The 20,515-nt window shown below is 61.9% G+C and carries 23 protein-coding genes and 1 tRNA gene; 17 read left to right on the forward strand and 7 right to left on the reverse strand.

The window, feature by feature from the left end; genetic code table 11:
- Nucleotides 1–24 precede the first annotated feature (24 nt).
- The 13 genes from KUL25_RS11180 (at nucleotide 25) to KUL25_RS11240 (ending at nucleotide 10,592) form a co-directional block, all read left to right on the forward strand.
- A complete protein-coding gene (locus KUL25_RS11180) occupies nucleotides 25–210 on the forward strand; it encodes a response regulator transcription factor (RefSeq protein WP_257893009.1) in 186 nt (61 codons plus the stop codon).
- Nucleotides 207–806 carry a hypothetical protein gene (locus KUL25_RS11185; protein ID WP_257893010.1) on the forward strand — a complete coding sequence of 200 codons (600 nt, stop codon included), beginning with the start codon at nucleotides 207–209 and terminating at the stop codon, nucleotides 804–806. The genes KUL25_RS11180 and KUL25_RS11185 overlap by 4 nt, the downstream gene beginning before the upstream one ends.
- A 219-nt stretch (nucleotides 807–1,025) precedes the next feature.
- Nucleotides 1,026–1,295: a hypothetical protein gene (locus tag KUL25_RS11190; RefSeq protein ID WP_257893011.1), complete on the forward strand. Its 270-nt coding sequence runs from the start codon at nucleotides 1,026–1,028 to the stop codon at nucleotides 1,293–1,295.
- On the forward strand, nucleotides 1,292–1,495 hold the full coding sequence (locus KUL25_RS11195) for an ATP-binding protein (protein ID WP_257893012.1): 204 nt from the start codon (nucleotides 1,292–1,294) through the stop codon (nucleotides 1,493–1,495). The genes KUL25_RS11190 and KUL25_RS11195 overlap by 4 nt, the downstream gene beginning before the upstream one ends.
- A gap of 46 nt (nucleotides 1,496–1,541) precedes the next feature.
- A complete protein-coding gene (locus KUL25_RS11200) occupies nucleotides 1,542–3,308 on the forward strand; it encodes a sensor histidine kinase (protein ID WP_257893013.1) in 1,767 nt (588 codons plus the stop codon).
- Nucleotides 3,305–4,645: a sigma-54-dependent transcriptional regulator gene (locus tag KUL25_RS11205; protein ID WP_257893014.1), complete on the forward strand. Its 1,341-nt coding sequence runs from the start codon at nucleotides 3,305–3,307 to the stop codon at nucleotides 4,643–4,645. Before KUL25_RS11200 ends, KUL25_RS11205 begins: the two co-directional genes overlap by 4 nt.
- 147 nt (nucleotides 4,646–4,792) lie before the next feature.
- A complete protein-coding gene (locus KUL25_RS11210) occupies nucleotides 4,793–5,803 on the forward strand; it encodes a C4-dicarboxylate TRAP transporter substrate-binding protein (protein ID WP_257893015.1) in 1,011 nt (336 codons plus the stop codon).
- A gap of 103 nt (nucleotides 5,804–5,906) precedes the next feature.
- On the forward strand, nucleotides 5,907–6,542 hold the full coding sequence (locus tag KUL25_RS11215; protein WP_257893016.1) for a TRAP transporter small permease subunit: 636 nt from the start codon (nucleotides 5,907–5,909) through the stop codon (nucleotides 6,540–6,542).
- 11 nt (nucleotides 6,543–6,553) lie between these two features.
- Nucleotides 6,554–7,999: a TRAP transporter large permease gene (locus KUL25_RS11220; RefSeq protein ID WP_068363546.1), complete on the forward strand. Its 1,446-nt coding sequence runs from the start codon at nucleotides 6,554–6,556 to the stop codon at nucleotides 7,997–7,999.
- 69 nt (nucleotides 8,000–8,068) lie between these two features.
- Complete coding sequence (gene rarD / locus KUL25_RS11225) at nucleotides 8,069–8,965, forward strand: EamA family transporter RarD (RefSeq protein ID WP_257893017.1); 897 nt, start codon at nucleotides 8,069–8,071, stop codon at nucleotides 8,963–8,965.
- 53 nt (nucleotides 8,966–9,018) lie between these two features.
- Nucleotides 9,019–9,108, forward strand: a tRNA-Ser gene (locus tag KUL25_RS11230).
- A 63-nt stretch (nucleotides 9,109–9,171) separates the two neighbouring features.
- Nucleotides 9,172–10,416, forward strand: a complete 1,245-nt coding sequence (locus KUL25_RS11235) for a phage integrase SAM-like domain-containing protein (protein WP_257893018.1) — start codon at nucleotides 9,172–9,174, stop codon at nucleotides 10,414–10,416.
- Nucleotides 10,413–10,592 carry a hypothetical protein gene (locus KUL25_RS11240; RefSeq protein ID WP_257893019.1) on the forward strand — a complete coding sequence of 60 codons (180 nt, stop codon included), beginning with the start codon at nucleotides 10,413–10,415 and terminating at the stop codon, nucleotides 10,590–10,592. Before KUL25_RS11235 ends, KUL25_RS11240 begins: the two co-directional genes overlap by 4 nt.
- Before the next feature lie 411 nt (nucleotides 10,593–11,003).
- Here the strand turns inward: KUL25_RS11240 and KUL25_RS11245 are convergent, their stop codons facing one another.
- The 4 genes from KUL25_RS11245 to KUL25_RS11260 all read right to left on the reverse strand — a co-directional run bounded on the left by KUL25_RS11245 (nucleotide 11,004) and on the right by KUL25_RS11260 (nucleotide 14,379).
- A complete protein-coding gene (locus KUL25_RS11245) occupies nucleotides 11,004–11,282 on the reverse strand; it encodes a recombinase family protein (RefSeq protein WP_257893020.1) in 279 nt (92 codons plus the stop codon).
- 175 nt (nucleotides 11,283–11,457) lie between these two features.
- Complete coding sequence (locus KUL25_RS11250; RefSeq protein ID WP_257893021.1) at nucleotides 11,458–12,600, reverse strand: glycine cleavage T C-terminal barrel domain-containing protein; 1,143 nt, start codon at nucleotides 12,598–12,600, stop codon at nucleotides 11,458–11,460.
- 160 nt (nucleotides 12,601–12,760) lie between these two features.
- Nucleotides 12,761–13,252, reverse strand: coding sequence for an Lrp/AsnC family transcriptional regulator (locus KUL25_RS11255; protein WP_257893022.1), 492 nt, complete (start codon nucleotides 13,250–13,252; stop codon nucleotides 12,761–12,763).
- A 524-nt stretch (nucleotides 13,253–13,776) separates the two neighbouring features.
- The gene (locus KUL25_RS11260; protein ID WP_257893023.1) at nucleotides 13,777–14,379 is read right to left on the reverse strand and encodes a TetR/AcrR family transcriptional regulator; all 603 of its coding nucleotides are present in this window, start codon (nucleotides 14,377–14,379) and stop codon (nucleotides 13,777–13,779) included.
- Between the two features lie 320 nt (nucleotides 14,380–14,699).
- On the opposite strand from KUL25_RS11260, the gene KUL25_RS11265 reads away from it, so the two are divergent.
- Complete coding sequence (locus tag KUL25_RS11265) at nucleotides 14,700–15,062, forward strand: hypothetical protein (RefSeq protein ID WP_257893024.1); 363 nt, start codon at nucleotides 14,700–14,702, stop codon at nucleotides 15,060–15,062.
- Nucleotides 15,063–15,092: 30 nt separating this feature from the next.
- Nucleotides 15,093–15,566, forward strand: coding sequence for an ester cyclase (locus KUL25_RS11270; protein ID WP_257893025.1), 474 nt, complete (start codon nucleotides 15,093–15,095; stop codon nucleotides 15,564–15,566).
- A gap of 87 nt (nucleotides 15,567–15,653) precedes the next feature.
- On the opposite strand, the gene KUL25_RS11275 is transcribed toward KUL25_RS11270, so the two are convergent.
- From KUL25_RS11275 to KUL25_RS11285, 3 genes are read right to left on the reverse strand one after another with little or no spacing between them, the layout of a single operon-like run.
- Complete coding sequence (locus KUL25_RS11275; protein ID WP_257893026.1) at nucleotides 15,654–16,991, reverse strand: sensor histidine kinase; 1,338 nt, start codon at nucleotides 16,989–16,991, stop codon at nucleotides 15,654–15,656.
- The gene (locus tag KUL25_RS11280; RefSeq protein WP_257893027.1) at nucleotides 16,988–17,647 is read right to left on the reverse strand and encodes a response regulator transcription factor; all 660 of its coding nucleotides are present in this window, start codon (nucleotides 17,645–17,647) and stop codon (nucleotides 16,988–16,990) included. Before KUL25_RS11280 ends, KUL25_RS11275 begins: the two co-directional genes overlap by 4 nt.
- The gene (locus KUL25_RS11285; protein ID WP_257893028.1) at nucleotides 17,647–17,940 is read right to left on the reverse strand and encodes a PepSY domain-containing protein; all 294 of its coding nucleotides are present in this window, start codon (nucleotides 17,938–17,940) and stop codon (nucleotides 17,647–17,649) included. Before KUL25_RS11285 ends, KUL25_RS11280 begins: the two co-directional genes overlap by 1 nt.
- A 129-nt stretch (nucleotides 17,941–18,069) precedes the next feature.
- On the opposite strand from KUL25_RS11285, the gene KUL25_RS11290 reads away from it, so the two are divergent.
- Together KUL25_RS11290 and KUL25_RS11295 are read left to right on the forward strand one after the other, a co-directional pair.
- Entirely contained in the window at nucleotides 18,070–18,402 is a 333-nt protein-coding gene (locus KUL25_RS11290; RefSeq protein ID WP_257893029.1) for a PepSY domain-containing protein, read from the forward strand.
- A complete protein-coding gene (locus KUL25_RS11295) occupies nucleotides 18,402–19,037 on the forward strand; it encodes a cytochrome b/b6 domain-containing protein (RefSeq protein WP_257893030.1) in 636 nt (211 codons plus the stop codon). Before KUL25_RS11290 ends, KUL25_RS11295 begins: the two co-directional genes overlap by 1 nt.
- The last annotated feature ends 1,478 nt before the right edge of the window (nucleotides 19,038–20,515 follow it).

The raw sequence follows: 20,515 nt of genomic DNA on the forward strand, positions 1-20,515 counted from the left end.
CCTGCCCCTGAAGGGGCCTCTGGTATGACCAACCGCGATACAGAAATCCTTCGTTCCGTCGCACGCGGCTACAAACGTCATGAGATCGCCGCGCAACTGGGGATTTCGGCTGGCACCGTGGGCAATCACATCACCAGCATCTATCGCAAGTTGGAGGTCTCCTCCAACATCGAGGCTGTCGCCATTGCCTCCCGGGCTGGCATGCTGTGAGCGGTCGCCTGGCGTGGATCTCGGTCACGATGACGCTCTGGGTGGCTTTGCTGACGGGGCTAATCTATGCGCTCAACATTGGCCGAATATCACCTATCGAGGGCGCGCGTTTCATCGAATCCATGGCGCTTTGCGCGGACCGTGCGCACCCCAGCACCTGCACCGACACGCCCCTGCCCTACCATTCCACCCGTGAGCCTGAAGATCGCAACCTGACACGCACGCTTGTTGCGCGCGTCACCTTCGACACGATCCCAGAGGCGGTACAGGCGCTCTATTTTCCGAAGTTCGCGGATAGCATTACCGTCGCGCTCAATGGAGAGACGCTTTTCGTGCTGCCCGCGGACGTCCGATTGTGGAACACGCCCCTTCTGATCTCGGTCCCGCCTGCGCTTCTGCGCAACGGCGAGAACACCGTCGCCCTTACGCTTCAAGGCCCCGCGTCCGAGGGGCTGGAGCTTTGGCAATTTCACATCGGCCCCCATGCACTTCTGGCGCAAGCCTATTCGACGCGGCTCAACCTCGGGCTGGGAATAGGCCGCTTTTCCATGGGACTTATGGGCGTTCTGGCAGCGGCGTTGTTGTTGATCTGGTGAAACCGCCGGGCCGAATTGCACTACTTCTGGCTTGCTGCCTCCTGCCTCAGCGCACTGTCCATTGTGACACACTACGCGGACGGAACCTCTTTCGGACCCTACACGATCTAGGCAATCGTCTGGACCTTTTCGGCCGCCGTCTATGTCTTTGCGATCCTGAAGTTCCTGCGCCATCTCCTGTCCCTCCCCGTTCTGGTGCTGGAAAAGATCCACCTGAGCATGATCGTCGCGTGCCTTTCGGCGGTACTGGTTCTGCCCGGCGGCTATACCTTCCTGATTTCCCTGACGGTCAACACGCTAAGCGCGCCCTCGGCCGTAGCGGTCCTGGTGATCCTCTGGATGCGGCGCACCGATCTTCCGGGGCCCGACTTCCCGGTGTTTTTCACCTGCATTTCCGTCGCCGTGACACTTGGCGTCTACAGCCTGATCATCACGGCCATGCCAAACACGCCGCGCAGCCTGCCCCTGTACTGGGTGATGCCAGCGTGATCCGGGTCGCGACGGATGTGCGCTCTATCTCGATCAGTGACAATGGCCGAGGGTTTGATGCCGCCGCCGCACGGACTGCGGGAAGCGGGCATGGCATCTCCCACATGAAGCGCCGGGCGGAGGCCCTGGGGGCCCGGCTTAAGGTCACGTCGAGCCCGTCGGGCACCACGATCACGTTGGCCTTCCCCGAGGGACCCTGACCCAAGCCCTGTTGCGGCGGCGCAATTGATGTGGCTTCCTGCCCCCATGAGCGCACCCCCACAGGCCCTGCACCGCCGACCGCATCGCAACTGGAGCCTTTGGGCGCTGCTTGCCGCGGCGATCCTGTCGCTTACGGCGGCGGTCTGGTTCGCCTCTTACCGGTACTTCCAATCCGAGGAATTGCAGCGCGCGGGCGGCCGCCTGTCCCTCTATCGCAGCACGGTGTTGGCAGAGGTTGAGCGGTTCGAGCACTTGACGCAGGTCCTGTCCGTCGATCCCTACGTGATCGCGGCGCTTGAAGACGGGGCGAATGATCTTCTGAATACGCGCCTGATGGACTTTGCACAGGCGGCCGGCCTTGATGCGATTTTCCTGATGGACGTCGACGGCCTGACGACCGCGGCCTCCAATGCCGGCACCGAGGGAACCTTCGTCGGGCAAACCTATGCCTTTCGCCCGTATTTTCAGGCGGCCCTTGATGGCGAAACGGGGCGCTTCTACGGCATCGGCGCGACGACGGGGCTTCCGGGCTATTTCATCGCCGATCCGGTACGCGACGCAGGGGGGCGGGTGATCGGCGTCGTGGCGATCAAGATCAATCTTCTGCCGTTCGAGGCGTCGTGGCGCGATGCCGGGGAGGAGGTCATGCTGGCCGACGCGCAGGGCGTTGTGCTTCTGGCCTCCGATCCCGCGTGGCGCTACAGGACGTTTGCGCCCCTGACCGAGGCCGACCGCCACGTGATCCAACAGGCGCGGCAATTCACCGGTCAACCGCTCGACCTGCTGGATTGGGACGTGTCCGGTGACCGCGCCACCATCCTGGGCGCCGAGCGCCTGCACGTGGCGACGGAGGATCTTCCGTTCGGCTGGCAGCTTCACTATCTGGCCTCCGACGAGGCGGTGGTGACCCGCGCGTCGCTGGCCGCCGGGGCCGTGCTGGTCCTGGCGGCCCTTGGATTGATCGTCGCGCAGCTGCAACGCGCCCGGCGCCTTGGCGCGGCCTTGCGCCGATCCGAGGCCGAAGAGGCGGACCTGCGTCAGGCAAACGAGCGTCTCGCCACAGAAATCGAAGACCGTCGCCGGGCCGAACGTCGCCTGCGAGAGACCAAGGAAGAGTTGGAGCGCGCATCGCGGCTGGCCGCGTTGGGGCAACTTGCGGCCTCTGTCACCCACGAGTTGGGCCAACCCATTGCGGCCATGCGCAATCACCTTACGGCCCATGAGATCACCCGCCACGGCGACACCCGGCTGACCCGTTTCATGGGAGACCTCGTGGACCGGATGGAGGGCATTACCCGACAGCTCAAGTTCTTCGCCCGGTCCGACACCGAGCCTTTCGAGCAGGTGGATCTGCGCGAGTGCGTGGCCGCCGTCGTGGCGCTTGTCCGTCCTTCCGCCGATGTCGCGGATGTGGAAATTGACTACGTCGCCCCCGCGTATCCGGTGCTTGCCCGGGGCTCACGCCTGCGGCTGGAACAAGTGCTGACGAACCTGTTCCGCAACGGCATTGACGCGATGGAAGATGCGCAGGACCGCCGCCTGACCGTTCGGTTGGGGGTGGAAGATGGCGGGGTCTGGGTCGATGTGGCCGACCAGGGCCATGGGCTCGGAGAGGCCAGCCTCGCGCAACTGAGTGAGCCATTCTACACCACCCGTGAAAGTGGTCAGGGCATGGGCTTGGGGCTGGCGATTTCCACCGGTATTCTTGCCGATCACGGTGGCCACCTTGATGCGCGCGACGGGGTCGCTGGCGGCACCGTCTTCCGCATGGTCCTGCCCCTGGGCACGCAACAGGACGTGGCCGCGCAATGACGACGGAGGCCCCCCTGCGCGTTCTGATTGTCGAAGATGATCGCGCCATGCGACAATCGCTGTTGGATTTGTTGGAGGCCGCGGGCTGGCGGGTGGAGGCGCTGTCGCGCGCGGATCGGGCCGAGGCGACGCTGGCGACATTCAACGCCGATGTGATCCTGTCGGACGTGCGCATGCCCGGGCAATCCGGCCTCGATTTCCTGCGCAGTCTTGATCCCGCCTCCGCCCCGCCCGTGGTCCTGATCTCGGCCCATGGCGACATTCCGATGGCGGTGGAGGCGATGCAGGCGGGCGCCTATTCCTTCGTCGAAAAACCCTACGACCCGCGAAGGTTGCTGCACATTCTGCACCACGCGGCGGAACAGTCGCGGATGCGCGCAGACAACGACCGCCTGCGGGCGCGGCTGCTGGCGTTATCGGGCCTGGACCGCATCCTGATCGGTGACGCGCCCCCGGTGCGCCAGGTGCGACGCGATGTGTTGTCGTTGGCCGAGGCCCGCGCACCGGTCTTGCTGCTGGGTGAGACGGGCACCGGCAAAGACCTTGTGGCCCGGGCGATCCATGACCTCGGCCCCTTGGCGGACCGCCCATACGTGGCGGTCAATTGTGCGCTGCTGACCTCCGAGCGGTTCGAGGCCGAGATGTTCGGCACCGCCGACGGGGCCGACGGCCACATCCTGCGCGCCGATGGTGGCACGCTGTTTCTGGATGAGGTCTGCGCCTGCCCGCCGGAAGTGCAATCTCGCTTTCTGCGGGTGCTGGAGGAAGGCTGCCTGCAACGCCTGGGCGAAACGACGTCGCGCAGGTTCGGCATCCGCCTGATCTCGGCCACGAACGAAGACATGACGGCCGCCATCGCCGAAGGCCGCTTCCGCGAAGACCTGCTCTATCGCCTGAACACCTTTACGCTTGAGCTACCGCCACTTCGCGCCCGGCGCGAGGATCTGAGCGTGCTGGTGACGCATTTCATGGACAATCTCGCCGCCGTCTACGAGGTCGCGCGCCCGCCCCTCAGCCCCGATGACCTTTCTGCCCTGATGAGCCACGACTGGCCCGGCAACGTCCGCGAGTTGCGCTCGGTGGCCGAGCGTCGCCTGCTTGCCGCACGACGCGGCGGCGGCTCCATGGCCGAAGCGATCGCGCCAGGCCAAGCCCATGATGATGCCCCCGAAACCCTCCGCGCCGCCATCGCCGCGTTTGAGCGTGAACTGATCGGTCAGGCGATCACCGCCCAAAAGGGCCGCATGGATGCGGTTGCCGAGGCCCTCGGGATCGGGCGTCGCACGCTGAACGAGAAGATCGTGAAACTGGGCCTCGACAAGGACGGCCTTTTGTAGCGACCTTTCTTCAGGGCCATTCCGGGCACCTCTGCGGATTTCCGCAAAGCCAAGCGCCCGATCAAGCGGATTTTCTCATTAACAAGCGCACCTCGGCCCGCAATACTGCCCCGATAAACAGACCGCATGTAACTTTGGGAGGATATCATGCAGAAACTTCTTACCCGTACCGCGCTTGCGACCTTAGCGCTCACCATCGGCTCTGAGGCCATGGCGACCGAATGGAACGTGTCCCTCTGGGGTCAACGTCGCGCCTTCACCGAGCATGTGGAGCGTCTGGCAGAACTGGTGTCCGAGCGCACCAATGGCGAATTTACCCTCAACATCAGCTACGGCGGGCTGTCGTCGAACCGCGAAAACCTTGACGGGATTTCCATCGGTGCTTTCGAGATGGCGCAGTTCTGCGCGGGATATCATGCAGACAAGAATCCCTCCATCACCGTGCTGGAACTGCCGTTTCTGGGCGTGACCTCGCTGGAGCAGGAAGTGGCCCTGTCGATGGCGCTTTACCAGCACCCCGCCGCCGTCGCGGACCTTGAACGCTGGAACGCCACGCTGCTGATGCCCTCGCCCCTGCCCCAATACAACCTTGTAGGTGTGGGCGATGCGCCTACGTCTCTGGCGGATTTTGAAGGCCTGACCGTGCGCGCCACCGGCGGTATCGGGGCGGCAATGTCAACGGTCGGCGCCGTGCCGACCTCCATGTCCGCCACCGAGGTGCGCCAGGCAATGGACTCCGGTGTCGTGCGCGCCGTCAGCTTCGCGCCCCACGCGCACATGTCCTTTGGCACAATCGAGAACGCGACATGGTGGACCACGAACCTGAACCCTGGCACCGTGAACTGCCCGGTCGTCGTGAACTCGGACGCGCTGGCCAGCCTGTCCGATGAAGAGCGGGAAGTCCTGTTGGGCGCCGTCGATGAGGCATTGGACCACTACGTCACCTACTACAATGAGCAGACGATGGCAGCTTGGGGCCCGGCCCTGGAAGAGCGTGACATCACGCAAGTCACCTTCCCCGAAGCAGAGATCGCAGCCTTTCGCGAGGCCGCTGCCGACCCAGCCGCGGCTGCGTGGATCGAAGACAACACCGCCCGCGGTTTGCCCGCGCAAGAGTTGTATGACTTCGTGACCGGCATGATCGCCGAAGGCAACTAAGGCAAATCACCGGCGCGGGCCAGGTCTTCCGCGCCGATCTTTCTTCCCTGCGCGTGGCCAATCTGCGCGCAGGGTCTTTCCCCGATCTTACAGGAGGTCCCCCATGGCTGTGGGTTCCCTCGTCAAAACCGACGACAGCCTTGTCAGCCGCGTCGACCGCGCGCTGAACAAGGTGGAATACGTCACCATCATCATCGGCGGGCTCACCGTCTTTGCCCTGATGCTTCTGGCCGTCTTCTCGGTGGGTGGACGCAATTTCTTCAACACGCCCCTGCCCGGCTATGTCGATTGGATCGAGCAATTGATGCCCGTGATCGCCATCCTTGGTGTATCCTACGTCTGTCGCGAAGGCGGCCACATCCGCATGGATATCCTTGTCGGAATGATCAAGGGCCGCGCGCTCTGGGCGGCCGAATTCTTTACCACGCTGGCGATCTTCATCTTCGCAATAATGCTGCTTTATGGCAGCTGGACCCATTTTGATCGCAGTTTTGAGTTCGGCCAACCGATGTGGTCGCGCGACAGCTCCATGGATATCGGGCTGCCGATCTGGCCCGCGAAACTGGTCGTGCCGTTTGCGCTGACGATCCTGAACCTGCGCCTGATCGTGCAGCTCTGGGCCTATGGGTTGGCGTTCGCGCGCAATTCGGATCGCCCCGTCGCCGTGCCCCTTGTTGCAGATGTCGCCACCCAAGCCGCGATGGAGGCCCGTCAGGTCTCCGGTCGCGAAGACGCTTAAGGACCCGCCCCATGGAACCAATTACGATTGGCCTCTACGTAACCGGCGGCTTGCTGGTATTCGTCATCCTTGGCATGCGCGTGGCCTTTGCGGCGGGCATGGCAGGGCTTATCGGCCTGATCTGGATCTTCTGGATGCGGCGCGATTTCGGCGCAGATGACTTGGGATGGGCCGTAGGCGTAGCCGTGCAGACGGCGGGCCAGGTGCCCCACGCCAAGGTGGCCAGTCAGGCCCTGTCCCTGATCCCCACGTTTATCCTTATCGGCTACATGGCCTACTACGCCGGCCTGACCAAGGCCCTGTTCGAGGCTGCAAAACGCTGGATCGCCTGGGTGCCGGGGGGGCTTGCCGTCTCTACCGTCTTCGCAACGGCGGGCTTTGCTGCCGTCTCGGGCGCCTCAGTCGCCACCTCCGCCGTCTTCGCCCGCATCGCCATCCCCGAGATGTTGAAGATCGGCTACGACAAGCGCTTCGCGGCAGGCGTCGTCGCGGCGGGCGGCACGCTGGCTTCGCTGATCCCGCCCTCGGCCATCCTCGTGATCTACGCCATCATCGTGGAGCAGGACGTGGGGATGCTGTTGCTGGCAGGCTTCATTCCAGGCGCCTTTTCGGCCCTGATCTATGGGTTGATCATCATCGGCCTCGCGCTTTCGATCAAGAACTTCGGCCCGCCCGTAAAGGGCTTCACCTGGGGCGAAAGGTTCAGCGCACTGCTGCCCGCGCTACCGATTGTGGCGGTTGTCGTGATCATCCTCTTCTTCGTCTACAACCCGATCCCCGCCGAGGCGACAATCGCGGGGCGCACGATCAACATCCCCTTCGGTGGCGACAGCTGGGGCACACCCACCGAGGGTGGGGCGATCGGCGCTTTCATCGTCTTTCTCATGGCGCTGGTGCGCGGCATGCGCTGGCCCGAATTCCGCGACGCGCTGATTGAGACGGCGAAACTGTCGGTGATGATCTTCACGATCATCTGGGGCGTGCTGATCTATGTCCGGTTCCTTGGCTTTGCCGAACTTCCTGCCGCCTTCTCCGACTGGATCACCAGCTTGACGGTGTCCCCGATGCTGATCCTCGTGTGCATTCTTCTCGCCTATGCCGTCCTGGGCATGTTCATGGACGCCATCGGTATGCTGCTGTTGACCCTGCCCGTCGTCTTCCCCGCCGTCATGGCGCTTAACGGGGGGATCGACGTCTCCGCCGCCGACAGCACCTTTGGCATGTCCGGGCCGATGTGTGCGATCTGGTTCGGGATCCTGGTGGTCAAAATGGCCGAGTTCTGCCTGATCACGCCGCCCATCGGCCTCAATTGCTTCGTCGTTGCAGGCGTGCGCGATGACCTGACGGTGCAAGACGTGTTCCGAGGCGTCACACCGTTCTTCATCGCCGATGCCATCACCATCGCGCTATTGGTAACGTTCCCATGGATCGTGCTCTGGCTTCCCAGTCAGGTATAGCCGCGTGCTGCATCCTCTTGTTGTCGGTGATCGCGCGGCCTATGCGGTGGGGAAAGTGAAGGACCCCCCATGGCACAATCGCAAGACGACGACACACCGGCCGGCTTCGCCTACGCGGTCAGCGCATATGTGCTTTGGGGCGGATTGCCGATCTACCTCAAGGCGTTGTCCCATATCTCTCCGATGGAGATCGTTGCCCATCGGGTGATCTGGTCGCTGCCGATTATCGGCGTGCTGATCTGGGTCACGGGTCGCACCGCGGACCTGAAAGTCGCGCTGCGCACGCCACGCTTGATGGCCATGGCGGCGCTGACAGCGCTGTTCATCTCGGTGAACTGGGGGGTCTACATCTGGGCCATCGCCAATGAGCGCGCTTTGGATGGCGCCCTTGGTTACTACATCAACCCCCTCTTCAGCATATTCCTGGGCGCGGTCTTGCTTGGTGAGCGCCTCAGCCGCCTACAATGGGCTGCCGTCGCCCTGGCCGCGCTTGCAGTCGTCGTCCTAACCGTCGAGGAAGGCCGCCTGCCCTGGGTCGCGCTGGCCCTGATGCTAAGTTGGGGCGGCTACGCCTTTTGCAAACGCAAGCTGCCTGTCGGCCCCAACCAGGGATTCTTTCTTGAAGTTGCGCTCCTATGCGTGCCTGCATTTGCTTACGTGACATGGCTTGGCGCAACGGGCAGCGGCAGCTTCCTTGTCGGCGTGCCTTGGGACAGCTGGCTTCTGGTGGGCTGCGGGTTGGTCACGGCGGTCCCACTGATCCTTTACGTGAATGGCGCCAAACTCTTGCGCCTCAGCACCATCGGCATCCTGCAATACATTGCGCCCACCCTGATTTTCCTCGTCGCGGTGTTCCTCTTCAACGAGCCCTTCGGCTCCGCCCGCATGATCGCCTTCCCGATGATCTGGGCGGCACTGGTGCTCTATTCCGTGGCCCTGTTCCGCCAGTCCCGCAGGCCCACGTGACAGGGTAGAATTCTGCCTTGTTTTCCGTGTGCGCCGACATTAGACGGGTCAACGGAGACGTGGCCGAGTGGTCGAAGGCGCTCCCCTGCTAAGGGAGTAACGGGGAAACTCGTTCGAGGGTTCGAATCCCTTCGTCTCCGCCACCACACTTAACGTGTTGTTATCAAGAGGTTTTTTAGGCGATGTCCAACGGCTTGTTGTCCAGCATGGACCACAGAAAGGCCGAGAAAGACCTCATGCGCTACCTTGTTCAGCCTCGCGGCCCCGGCAAGAGCTGGGTGTTCCGCATGGCGACCCCCCTAGCTCTCGTGGGCGTTCCGAACCCATGGGATGGGAAACCACTCGCGAAAGAGATCAAGAGAGGGCTGGGCACCCGCCACCTTCCTGAAGCCCGCACCCGTCGTGACGTTGTGTTGGCCGACATCCGTAGGCTTCAAGTCAGCTTGAGCGATGGTGAGGCTTTCTCGCTAGCCTCCGCAGTTCAGTGGCGTGAGACGATCTTGACTGATCAGGCCGAGGCACAGGCCCAAGGTGATGGCCACAACGTCGGCTCGGAGTTCGTGCTGGCCGACAAGCTCGAGCAGGCTGAGGCCGCTGGCTTCCCTCGGGACCAGCTCAAGCGCTTCGCTCGTGTAGCCACCGGGAAGGGCTTCCCCCTCGACCTAGCCCATGCGCAGTACGTGAAGGCTCGTCGCCCAGCCAACCCGTACGGCTACGCCCCTCTCAAGCGAGCCACAGTCGCCAACCTCGACACCGCAATGAAGCACCTTCGCGCGTTCCTCCACGACGAGGCGAAGACAGCCTGCATGGAAGACTTGACGCCAGAGCTTGCCCAGCGTTTCCGGGATGAGTACCTCCCATCCGTTCCCAACAATCGCAACCCTCGGGGTCTCTCCGCGCAGACGGTTGCCAAAAACGTCAACCTACTCAAGCAAGTCTGGGTGTGGGCCATTGGTGAGGGACATCTTGGGAGGAAGGCCAGAAACCCGTGGGAGTTTCGCAAGGGCCTGAGGCGCACCGTCAACAAGCGTGAAAAGGTCCGTGAAGATTACCAGCCACACGAGTTTAGCGCCCTTCTGAAGGCCACTACACGCGGCTCGAGAGAGGGAGACATCCTCCGCCTCGCAATCGCATCAGGTTACCGTGCTGACGAACTCGCCACGCTCTCCATCGACGAAGTGAAGGCAGACGGTTCCGGCTTCTCTCTTGCGCAGGGCAAGACCAGCAACGCCAAGCGGTTCATCCCTCTAGTCGATGACGCCAAAGAGCTGCGACAGCCCGTTTGGAGACTTACGGCACATCGGGTAGGCTATTCCTCGAATGGCCCATCAGGCCTGCCTCAGGGAAGGCTGCTGCCGTCTCTCAGTGGTTCACCCGCTTTTGCCGCAAAGTGCTGGGACCTGAGACCGATGGACGCCTCGCTCTCCATTCCACCCGTCACACTTGGATGACCGTCGCCCACCGTACCCGCGTTCTTGAAGAAGACATCAACGAGCTTGGTGGATGGGCCGGGAAGCGCGGGTCAAACGCCGACTATGACCATGGCTTGCTTGAGGAGCAGCTGGTGGAGGCTCAGGGGATGGTGTGGTCGGGACTGAAGCGAGGCGGCTACCTCGACGGGTTCTGACATGACTAAAAGCGAGCATCACCGTCTATGGGGTCACGAAGTCGGTCAAATTCGGCCACGACTGTGTATGGCCACGTCACGTCCAAGCCTTCCCACAGATTTCGAGTTTCCACGATACGAGCTTCAGACCAACACCCCCTGAACACAAACGGTGATGCTGGGCGAGGAAACAATAACTCCCTCTCAACTCGCTCTGCCAGCACGTAGCATACGTGGCTTTCGCTCTCCCCTTCACCGAAACGTGGGACGAACTCTCTGAACGGATCACTTTCGTTCGATATCCTACCCACCATCAGACCGACTGCGAATACAGCTGCGATCAGTATCACTTCGCGCTTCACGTTGGGTTGCCCCCCGTTTGTTTACATGTACAAATAGTGAGAGACAGAGACGCAAGACAGCGCCCAGCGCCTAATTCCCTAGTACTCGGTAGACCGACGTCCTTGCAATCCCCAGCGCCGATGCAATCTCCGTCGCGCCCATGCCTTCCACATACCGCATCCGTCTTACCTCGTCCACGTCGACAGACGGCTTCCTCCCTTTGTAGACCCCCTTAGCCTTAGCCTTGGCGATCCCCTCTAGTTGCCTCTCCCGGCGTAGGTTTGTCTCAAACTCTGCGAACACGCCCAACATCTGGAAGAACGCCTTGCCTGCTGCGTCGCTCGTATCCACTGACTGCTCCGTCGCCATCAGCGCCACACACGGGCGAGGAGGCGTGGCTTTACACCTCTGGCGGGGACAGCGGTTATTTGATTGTCAACTGGGACGACCCCTATCAGGTGCTGGATACCTAGGTGCCCATTACGAATACGGGTACGGCGCGCGCAAACCTGAGTCCGCACGCGCCGTTTTCGGTCAGGGGGCCTTACGCCGCCGCAATCCGCTTCTTGGGGTCGTAGAACGGACGCTCTACAACAATCGCCTTGCTCGGGCCGGACGTTGTGACAACCTCCACCTCGGCACCCAGCACCGCCACATCGACCGCGACCATTGCCAGTGCAATGTTCTTCTCAAGGCGCGGTGAATAGACCGCCGACGTGACCTTGCCGATCGATTCTCCGCCCTGGTTGACCTTCCAGAAGGTTGTGTTCGGCCCGTTCAATGGATCGCAATCAATGATCAGGCCCACTTGCTTGCGCGTCGGGCCTTCTTCCTTGATGCGGTGCAGCGCGGCCTTGCCGATGAACTCAGCGTCCATTTCGAGGTTCACAAGGCGATCCAAGCCCAACTCGTAGGGGTTTGTATGGATGTCCGCATCGGCGTGATACGACAGCATGCCTCCTTCGATCCGACGGATGGATGACGTGTGACCCGGCTTGAGCCCGTGCTGCATGCCAGCCGCCATGATCTTCTCCCACAGCAGGTCCCCCTTCGAGCCATCGCGCAGGTAAAGCTCAAAGCCCAACTCGCTTGACCAGCCGGTGCGCGACACCAACAGCGGGATCCCATCCAGATCAACCGCGCGCAACCAATAGTATTTCAGGTCCTTGATGCTATCGCCGAACAGCTCCTGCATGATCAGGCCCGACTTCGGACCCTGAAGTTGCAGCGGCGAGACATCGGGTTCACCGATCTGCACGTCGAGGCCGGAATGCACGGCAACGCCCTGCGCCCACAGTAGGATGTCGCTGTCGGCCAACGAGATCCAGAACTGGTTTTCAGCAAGGCGCAACAGGATCGGATCGTTCAGGATGCCGCCATCTGCATTGGTGATAAGGACATATTTGCACTGCCCCACAGCCATCTTGGAAAGATCGCGAGGGGTCAGCATCTGGACGAATTCAGCGGCATCCGGACCGGTGATCTCGACCTGGCGTTCAACGGCCACATCACACAGGATCGCCTCGTTCACGAGGTTCCAGAAGTTTTGCACCGGGTCGCCAAAGTCACGCGGGATATACATATGATTGTAAACAGAAAAACCCTTGGCGCCCCAACGGACTGTTGCATCGAAATATGGAGATTTGCGGATTTGCGTGCCGAAGCCGAAGCCGTCTGTTTGTGTCATGTTTTCGCCCTTATAGCAGGTGGCCTGACAGACCCGTGACGTATTGAAACCTGACGATGATTTTGATTGAAGACCTATGCGGATAGGGACTGAAAACGAACGTCCATCAGACCGTTCAGACTGATTGTCGACCCAAGGTCAGACCGTTCAGACTTTGGAGCTATTTCAGAGCCTTGCCTGCAAGTTTGGCTATGTTCGGCTGGCTTGCCTTGACCTGATGGGTCGCGATGTACGTCATATAGCGTTCAATCGAGAGGTCGGATGACCGCATCATATCCATGATTGCCTGGAATTCCGCCAAACTGCTTGTGACCACTTTCATCACGTAATCCATTCCACCACCTGTCGCGATGCAATCGGTCACTTCATCCAGCTTGCGGATGTAATCTTCAAACCGGTCGAACTCTGACTGGCGATGAGAACTGAGCGAGACGGTCACGATCACTTGAGTAAAATCGACGATGCGCTCCAATGCCAGATCGGCGCGGTAGCCGCGGATATAGCCCGCAGTCTTCAGCCGGTCCAAACGCGCCCAACAAGGGGTCGGCGACAAATTCACCAGCTCAGCCAGACGCGTCTTGCTCAATTGCCCATGCTGCTGGACGGCGCCCAGAATGCGAATGTCTGTGGCATCCAGGCCAAGCTTTTTCATGTGCGTGGTTCTTTCACTTAACCGAAGTGAAGGTTGTCTAAAACTTCGGTCGATGACCTTACATTCCAATCTCAGGCAATTCTCCGGCGCTGACACACGCCTTTCCGACCTATTCCCCCACAATAGCGCCAACAAAACCAAGCCGCGTTGCGTCTCAACCAAGACATTGCGGCCAAGGTTGCTGCCGAAGGAAAGCGGAAGCGGTGCGTGAAAACGATCCACACAAGGCAGCGTGACCTCTGAAAGCGTTGGGCGGAGAGCCGTCCCTCGAGCCGATTTAATCGACGGGCCTTGTCCGCAGCGCCGCCGTTCAAGCGACTGAATTGCAGCAAGAAGCACCAATGGAAGCAGTACGGAGGCTACGGCGCAGCGTGCAACGATGACGTGCCGGTCAGCATTGGGCCTGCCATGACGTCGAAGACCGTTCGTCCAATGGGCACGTCTTGGCACTATCGGAGGCCCGTGCGAGCCCTTTATGCCGGCGTTTGCGGCGTTCTCCGAAGGACGCCATTGCAGCAACCCCTTCAGGCCTTCCTGATCACCGAAAGCGCGAGAGTAAGTGAGCTTCTGATTCCAGCAAGATCTTCCTGTGTGGCGCGCTGCGTCAGCGCCAGCCCGATTTGCTCCATCAGATATCGCGCGATCAGGGCTGTTGGTTGATCGCTGGCCCATGCCCCGGCATCCTGTTGACCCTTGAGGTATGTCTCAAAGGCATGAACGGCTGCGGCGTCAATCTCCTCGACGCGCTGACGAGTCTTTGGTCCCAGCCGATGCTTGCCCGCGCGCATCTTGTAGAACAGGCAGCCGGTTTCCAACCGTTGGTCGTTGAGGGCGAAGTCGATCAGGGCGTCCAACGTTGGGTCGAGGGCTTGATTGCGTTGCAGGATTGCAAAGAGATCTCCCAAGACCCGCTCGGCATAGCGATCGAGGGAGGCGAGGGTCAGCCCATCCTCATTACCGAACGCACGGTAAAGCGATGGCTTTGAGATACTGGCCATCTGACAGATCGCATTTACCGACACATCGGCGGGATCGGCCCGCTGATACGCTGACACAGCAACGTCCAGCACAGCAGCCTCATCCATGGTGCGGGGGCGACCGCGCGTCGGTTTTTCGGTGTCAGTCACTATTTTGTTACCGGTTGGTATTTAATTATTGACGTCAGATCTTGTATTTTTGTACCAATAGGTATCAAACGAAGCAAGTCCCGCCTCGGGGCCTTCCGATCAGGCAAGCAAGCTCCTGCTCCCGAATGAAAGACTTCTGAATGTCCAATACTACGATCTCAACAATTGGGCTGTTGCTATGCCTCGCGCCCGCCGTCGTTCACGCAGTGGAGGTCATCAGGCCACTCTGGGCAAGGTGGGTGGTGAACTGGGTTCTGCCGTTTTTTGGCCCCGGCTTGCCTCGCCCTTCCACGGCGCTCACACAAGATGACCAGACAGCCATGCTCGCCGCGGCACTCAGCACCTTGCCCGAGGAAAAAACCCAAGGCGGCGCGGATTACCTTTTCCTGATGCTTTTCGAGCAACGCCAAGGCACACTGGCCTTCATCGCCGTTGCGATTGGTGTGATTTACGGGCTGAGCCTGCCCTTGGCCGACCGCCATGCCTTGCACCTCGTCTTCGGCATCATGGCGGCGTTGTTCACGCTGGTGAACGCCAATCACGCCGGTGTCCCGTTTCTGGGCCATCACCCCAAAATCTCGCACAACGGACGGAACGTGGGCGTCGTGTTCGCGCCCTTTTGGGCTGCGGCCACGGTCTTGAACACCCTCGGCTTCGCCGCTGCCACGGCTGTCGCGATCTGACTTTTACCACTAGCCCAAAGGAACATCCCCATGACACGCACTGTAAAGGCTTTGGCTCTTGCCACCGCAGCCCTTGCCAGCCCTGCTTTGGCCAACGACCTCGACACGGTTCGGGCATTCTACACCGATATCCTCAGCAATCCCGCAGAGACTACATCAGAGCGCTACTTCGAGTTGTTCTCGCCCGACGTCGTCTCGATCCCGACACCGCCCGGCGGAGAGGGCGCGCAGGGGATGCTCAATACCATTGGCTTTCTCGGGCAGGTCGTCCCTGACCTGACGTGGGAGCCGCAGGAGATCATCGCAACCGATGACGGCCGCTATGTCGTGCGCGGCACGTTCTCGGGCACACCGGTAGGTCCGTTCCTTGGTGTCGATCCGGCGACAGGCAATGGGTTCGAAGCGATGTCCATCGATATCGTGACCGTGGAAGCGGGGCTGATTTCCCACATCTACCATCTGGAGGATTGGACCGGCGTCATTGCTCAACTCACCGCCGAGTAGGATGGACTTCGGCTCAGAGCCCGAAAATCATGGGGCAGCCGCACGCGTGTGGCTGCCCTGAATTCCGCTCCGCCTGCCGTCGCGTGGTCATTTGTCCCGACTTGTCCGTTTCAGGATCAGCGTTGCCGTCAAGCCTGGGTTGGCGTCGACCAGCATTAGTGAGCCGCCAGCGGCCTCTGCGATCTCGGAGGCGATGGAAAGACCCAGCCCTGTGCCAGACAAATCTTCGCGCGCGTGACGCCTGATCAACGCGTCACGCGTTGCGGCTGGCATGCCGGGACCATCGTCGGTGACGCTAAGATGCAGATGGTCGTCCCTGGTCTGCGCCAAGAAGGTAACGCGCGATTTTGCATGGCGCGCGGCGTTTTCCGCCAGCGCACCCAGCGCTTCGGCCAGATCTGACTCGTCCAGGGCAACAACAAGGTCAGGGGCAATATCTTGATGCCATTCCAGCTCTGCGCCCTCTGGCGTGCGCCGTAGCACGGCGATCAGGCGGTTCGCCACGAGGGCCGGAATACCTCGGGCAGAAGCTATGCGCGCGGCGGCGCGGGTCCGCGACAATTCTCGGTCCACGGTCCGGCGCATGGCAAGCGCGGTATCCTCGATCCCCTCGGCCTCGGCGACAGCGCCGTTTGCACGAAGGCGTGCGGCCTCGCCCATCAGCGCCTGAAGCGGAGTTTTCAGGCCATGGGCGAGGTCGGCGGCGCGGGTCCGCGCACGGTCGATCTCAGCCTCGCGCGCTGCAAGAAGCGCGTCGATCTCGGAGGCGACGGGGCGGACTTCCGTGGGCCAGTCGCCCCCCAGGCGCGTCGCATCCCCCGCGCGCAGGTCCGAGACGCGCGCGCCAAGGCCCGACAGGGGACGCAAGCCAACCGAAAGCTGCACCCAGCCTGCAGCTATCAACGCTAGCGCCAGAAGCCCGAGGTAGGGGGCGAGGTCCATCAAGAAGGCCCGGCGCGCCTCCTCCAACTCTGCCGCTACCATCCCGACCGCCGCACGCGCGGTGCCGCCGCCCAACCGTGCGGGCAGGGTGACAGAGCGTTCAAGCACCAGCAGGCTTTCGTCCTGCGGTCCGGGCAAGCGGTGGACGTGGATGCCGCCATCACTCAACGTATCAGCTGGCAGGTCAAGCGCAGCGTCCCAGAGCGAGCGGGAACGCTGGGTCTCTCCGTTCCAGTCGATCTGCCAATAGAGCCCCCCGTATGGTGTCGCGAAGCGTGGATCGGCTGGGGGGCGTTCCAGCGTCAAGCCGTCCGGTCCCTGTGCAAGGCCTGCAAGGACCTGATCCAGTTGCACGGACATCTCCGCGACGGCGCGGCGCTCCACATGGGCGCCAAAAAGCTGCGAGAGGCCCAATGCGGTCAGGGCCAGCGCCACGAGGATCGCCACGGCGCCCGCCAGCGCAAGGCGCAGGCGCAGGCTCATTCCTGCTCCAGGAAATAGCCGAAGCCGCGCCGCGTGCCGATCACGCCAGAGCCAAGCTTGCGGCGCAGCCGCGCGATCACCGCCTCCAGCGCATTCGCCTCGCGTCCATCATCGTCGCCATAGAGATGCTCCAAGAGTTCGGTGGGCGGCACGGGGCGGTCGCGGTGCTGCATCAGGTAGGCAAGCGCCCGGTATTCCAGTGCGCTGACCGGCACCGGCACACCACGCAACGCCACGCCCATACGGTTTGTATCAAGGCTCAACTCACCGGCTTCCTGCATCGCCGCCGCGTGACCGCCTGAGCGGCGTACCAGCGCGCGGGCGCGAGCTACCAGTTCCTCCATCCGGAAAGGCTTGGGCAGGTAATCGTCGGCCCCCGCCTCAATGCCTTCGACCCGCTCCTGCCAGGTGCCGCGTGCGGTCAGGACAAGCACCGGCATGGTGCGGCCATTGGCGCGCCAACGTTTCAGAACCGCCAAGCCATCCAGCGCAGGAAGGCCCAGATCCAGCACGACAAGGTCGTAATCCTCGGTATCGCCCAGAAACCACGCGTCCTCGCCGTCGTTGGTCTGCTCGACCCGGAATCCCGCGGCGCCGAGAGCGGCCTTGAGGTCGGCGGCAATGCGAGGGTCATCTTCGACGGCCAGCGCGCGCATCAGTCGTCCTCGCGCTCGATCTCGAGGATGGTGCCGGTCGCACCATCGATCTCCATCTCGTAAAGGTATCCGCCGGGCGTGATCAGTTCCAAGTCGTAGATCCAGCGGCCATCGTCGCGCTCCAGGTCCAACTCGATGACCCGGCCACTGCGGGCGGCTTGGGCCACTTCCAGAATATCCGCCAAGGGAAGGATCTCGCCGGCCTCCAGCGCCCGTCGCGCGCGGTCCTGGTCGTCGTCGTCAGCCCAGGCCGGCACGGTGAGGAGGATCAGGATCAGGGCGAAGTGTTTCATGGGGTCATTCTTTACCGCGATGAACCTGACGGCAAGCTGACAGGGGCAATCAGGGCAACGTCAGGCGGTGTGGCGCATAACGGACCCATCGCAGCCAAGGGGGCTGTTTGGACACAAAGGAAACATACCATGAAACGCACGATCGTCTTCACCACTGCACTTGCTTCGGCCATTGGCTTGGTCGCACTCGGCGCACAGGCCCAAGGAATGGGCACACAAGCGCAGATCCCTGCCCAGGCCGCCGACTTCATGAGCATCGCGCAGATCGCAACCCTGCTGGAGGGCCAAGGCTACACCGTGCTGGAAATCGAACTGGAGCGAGGCCGTTACGAGGTCGAGATGCGCGACGCCAATGGCATGCGGGTGGAGGCCTACCTGAACCCGATTACCGGCGAGGTGCTGCCCTACCGTGATGACGACGACTACCGCGACGATGATCGGTCGGAGCGGGACGACGACTGATGGCAGATCGGATTGAGCCGGTCATGGTGCGGGTCTGGGATCCCCTGATCCGCATCGGCCATTGGATCCTCTTAACCGGTTTCGCCACCGCCTACCTGACGGAAGGTGAGCCGCAATGGCTGCATACCACTGCGGGGTATGCCATTGCCGTGACGGTGACGCTGCGGATCGTCTGGGGCGTCATCGGTCCGCAGCGGGCGCGGTTTTCCGATTTCGTCACCGGCCCCCGACAAGTGGTGGCATATCTGCGGGATCTGGTGGCGGGCCGGGCAGAACGTCAACTGGGCCACAGCCCGGCAGGCGGCGCGATGACCTTAGCGCTTCTGCTAGCGCTGGCAATCACGGCGCTTTCGGGGATGGCGACCCTCGCAGTGGAAGAGGGCCAGGGCCCACTGGCCGGTATCGTCACCGCGCAAAGTATGCCCGCATTGATGATGGAAGATGAGCACGACCGTTACGGCGGGTCCGATGAAGGTGAAGGCGCAGAGGCCTTCGAGGAGATTCACGAAATTGCCGCCAACGCCACGCTGGTGCTGATCGTATTGCACGTCGCGGGCGTGCTCTGGGCCAGCCGGGTGCATGGCGAGAACCTGATCCGGGCCATGATCAACGGACGCAAACGCCCCGTCAAGTGAACTGCATCGGGCCCCTGTCATAGGGCCCGGTGCGACCCTCAAAAGCATGTAATTGCGCGAGGCGGGCGAACGTCCGCGCAAGGAAAGCCGAATAACGGCACGAAAGAAGACGATGAAAGAGGCGAAGAGCCGAGAGCCTCGTTTTGTTGCACCTTGCTCAAAGGTACGACAACTCAGAGTTCCGTGGCCCTAGACGCGACATCCCACGGCCTTCCAAACACTCTATGATCAGTATTGGGAATAGCTTGGTCGAACGCCAAAAGCAGCGAGCGCTGTCTCATTCTGACATTCTTTTCTGTACAATCCGCAACAACCGGGACGCCTGCACCCAGCAAGTTCAATCACCAATCGGCATGCTAGGTGCGTTGGACCGGAGCCCGCGTTCGCGGCCACTAAGGCTCCAAGCCGCGCCGGTCCGATGTGGTTGCCGTGGCGCCTACGCGGCCCGACACCCTGTCCGGTGATCTAGACCCTTTCCCGCTCTAGCGACGGGTGGCACATGCAGCATTAGCTATGTGAGTCAGACCATGACGGAAGCGGCCATTGGACTCGGGATAGCGGACGATCCTGCGTCCCTTTCCGTTTCTCAAGACGCCGGGCTGTTCCGGTGCGATCCGGCGCCGTCAGATCCCGTCAGATGCGTTGTCCTGGCTGGTGAGCCTTGCCCCGGACGCACTGCCTCGGGGGCCGGATGACTGTCGGACCTGACGCGGTTGGGCAAGCCGTTCGATACTTCGCGCAAGAGGCTGACACGCCCGAGGGCTTCAACGCCGGCCTTTTTCCAGTTCAGGTTGTCGGTGCGACCTGCAGCATCCGACACGATGGCGCTCACTCAACCTTGGCAGCACCATCATCGCGGATCAGCTTCGGGCCAAGAGCGGCGCCCCCAGCTTCTGACGGATATCGCTGTCTTCACCTCCCAGCGTCTCATTGTTGGGCAGTAAGGTCTCAGTCCGCGCGCCAGCGGCGCAGGTGATTTCAGCTACGCCACACATGAAGTGGATCAAGGTCACCGCGCCACCATCCGCGATGTCGACACCGCGCCGTTCCTGTCACGAGCGTGGCACAACAATATATTTATGGTCCAAGCGACACGTGCTGATCCGTACATCGATGGGCAACGCCTCAGCGCGTTGTAGCGGCGATGGCTTGCCGCGTGGCGCGCGATACCCGCGCAGCGCTCCATCCAGGAACGTGGCGAAGTACGGCACCCGTGTCGATGAATTCGGTCGCGTTTGAGGCCATTCGCATGGTCGGGTTGACCCGGCAAGCGCCAGCCCAGCAGCGGTGGGGGCATGGACATGGGCCGTAATGGAGGGAGAGGTTTAACAGCGCATCGAGCTCGGTTTGGAACTGTCCACCACACGGTTTGTATCGGGATACGTGCCTCGGCCATGGAATTTTCGGTTAAAGGCTTGTGATCCCTTAGGGCTCAATAAACTGGTGCAGTTACGGCCCCTTGTTCGGCCCATCCAATT

It is taken from the genome of Gymnodinialimonas phycosphaerae (assembly GCF_019195455.1).
GTDB classification, from domain to species: domain Bacteria; phylum Pseudomonadota; class Alphaproteobacteria; order Rhodobacterales; family Rhodobacteraceae; genus Gymnodinialimonas; species Gymnodinialimonas phycosphaerae.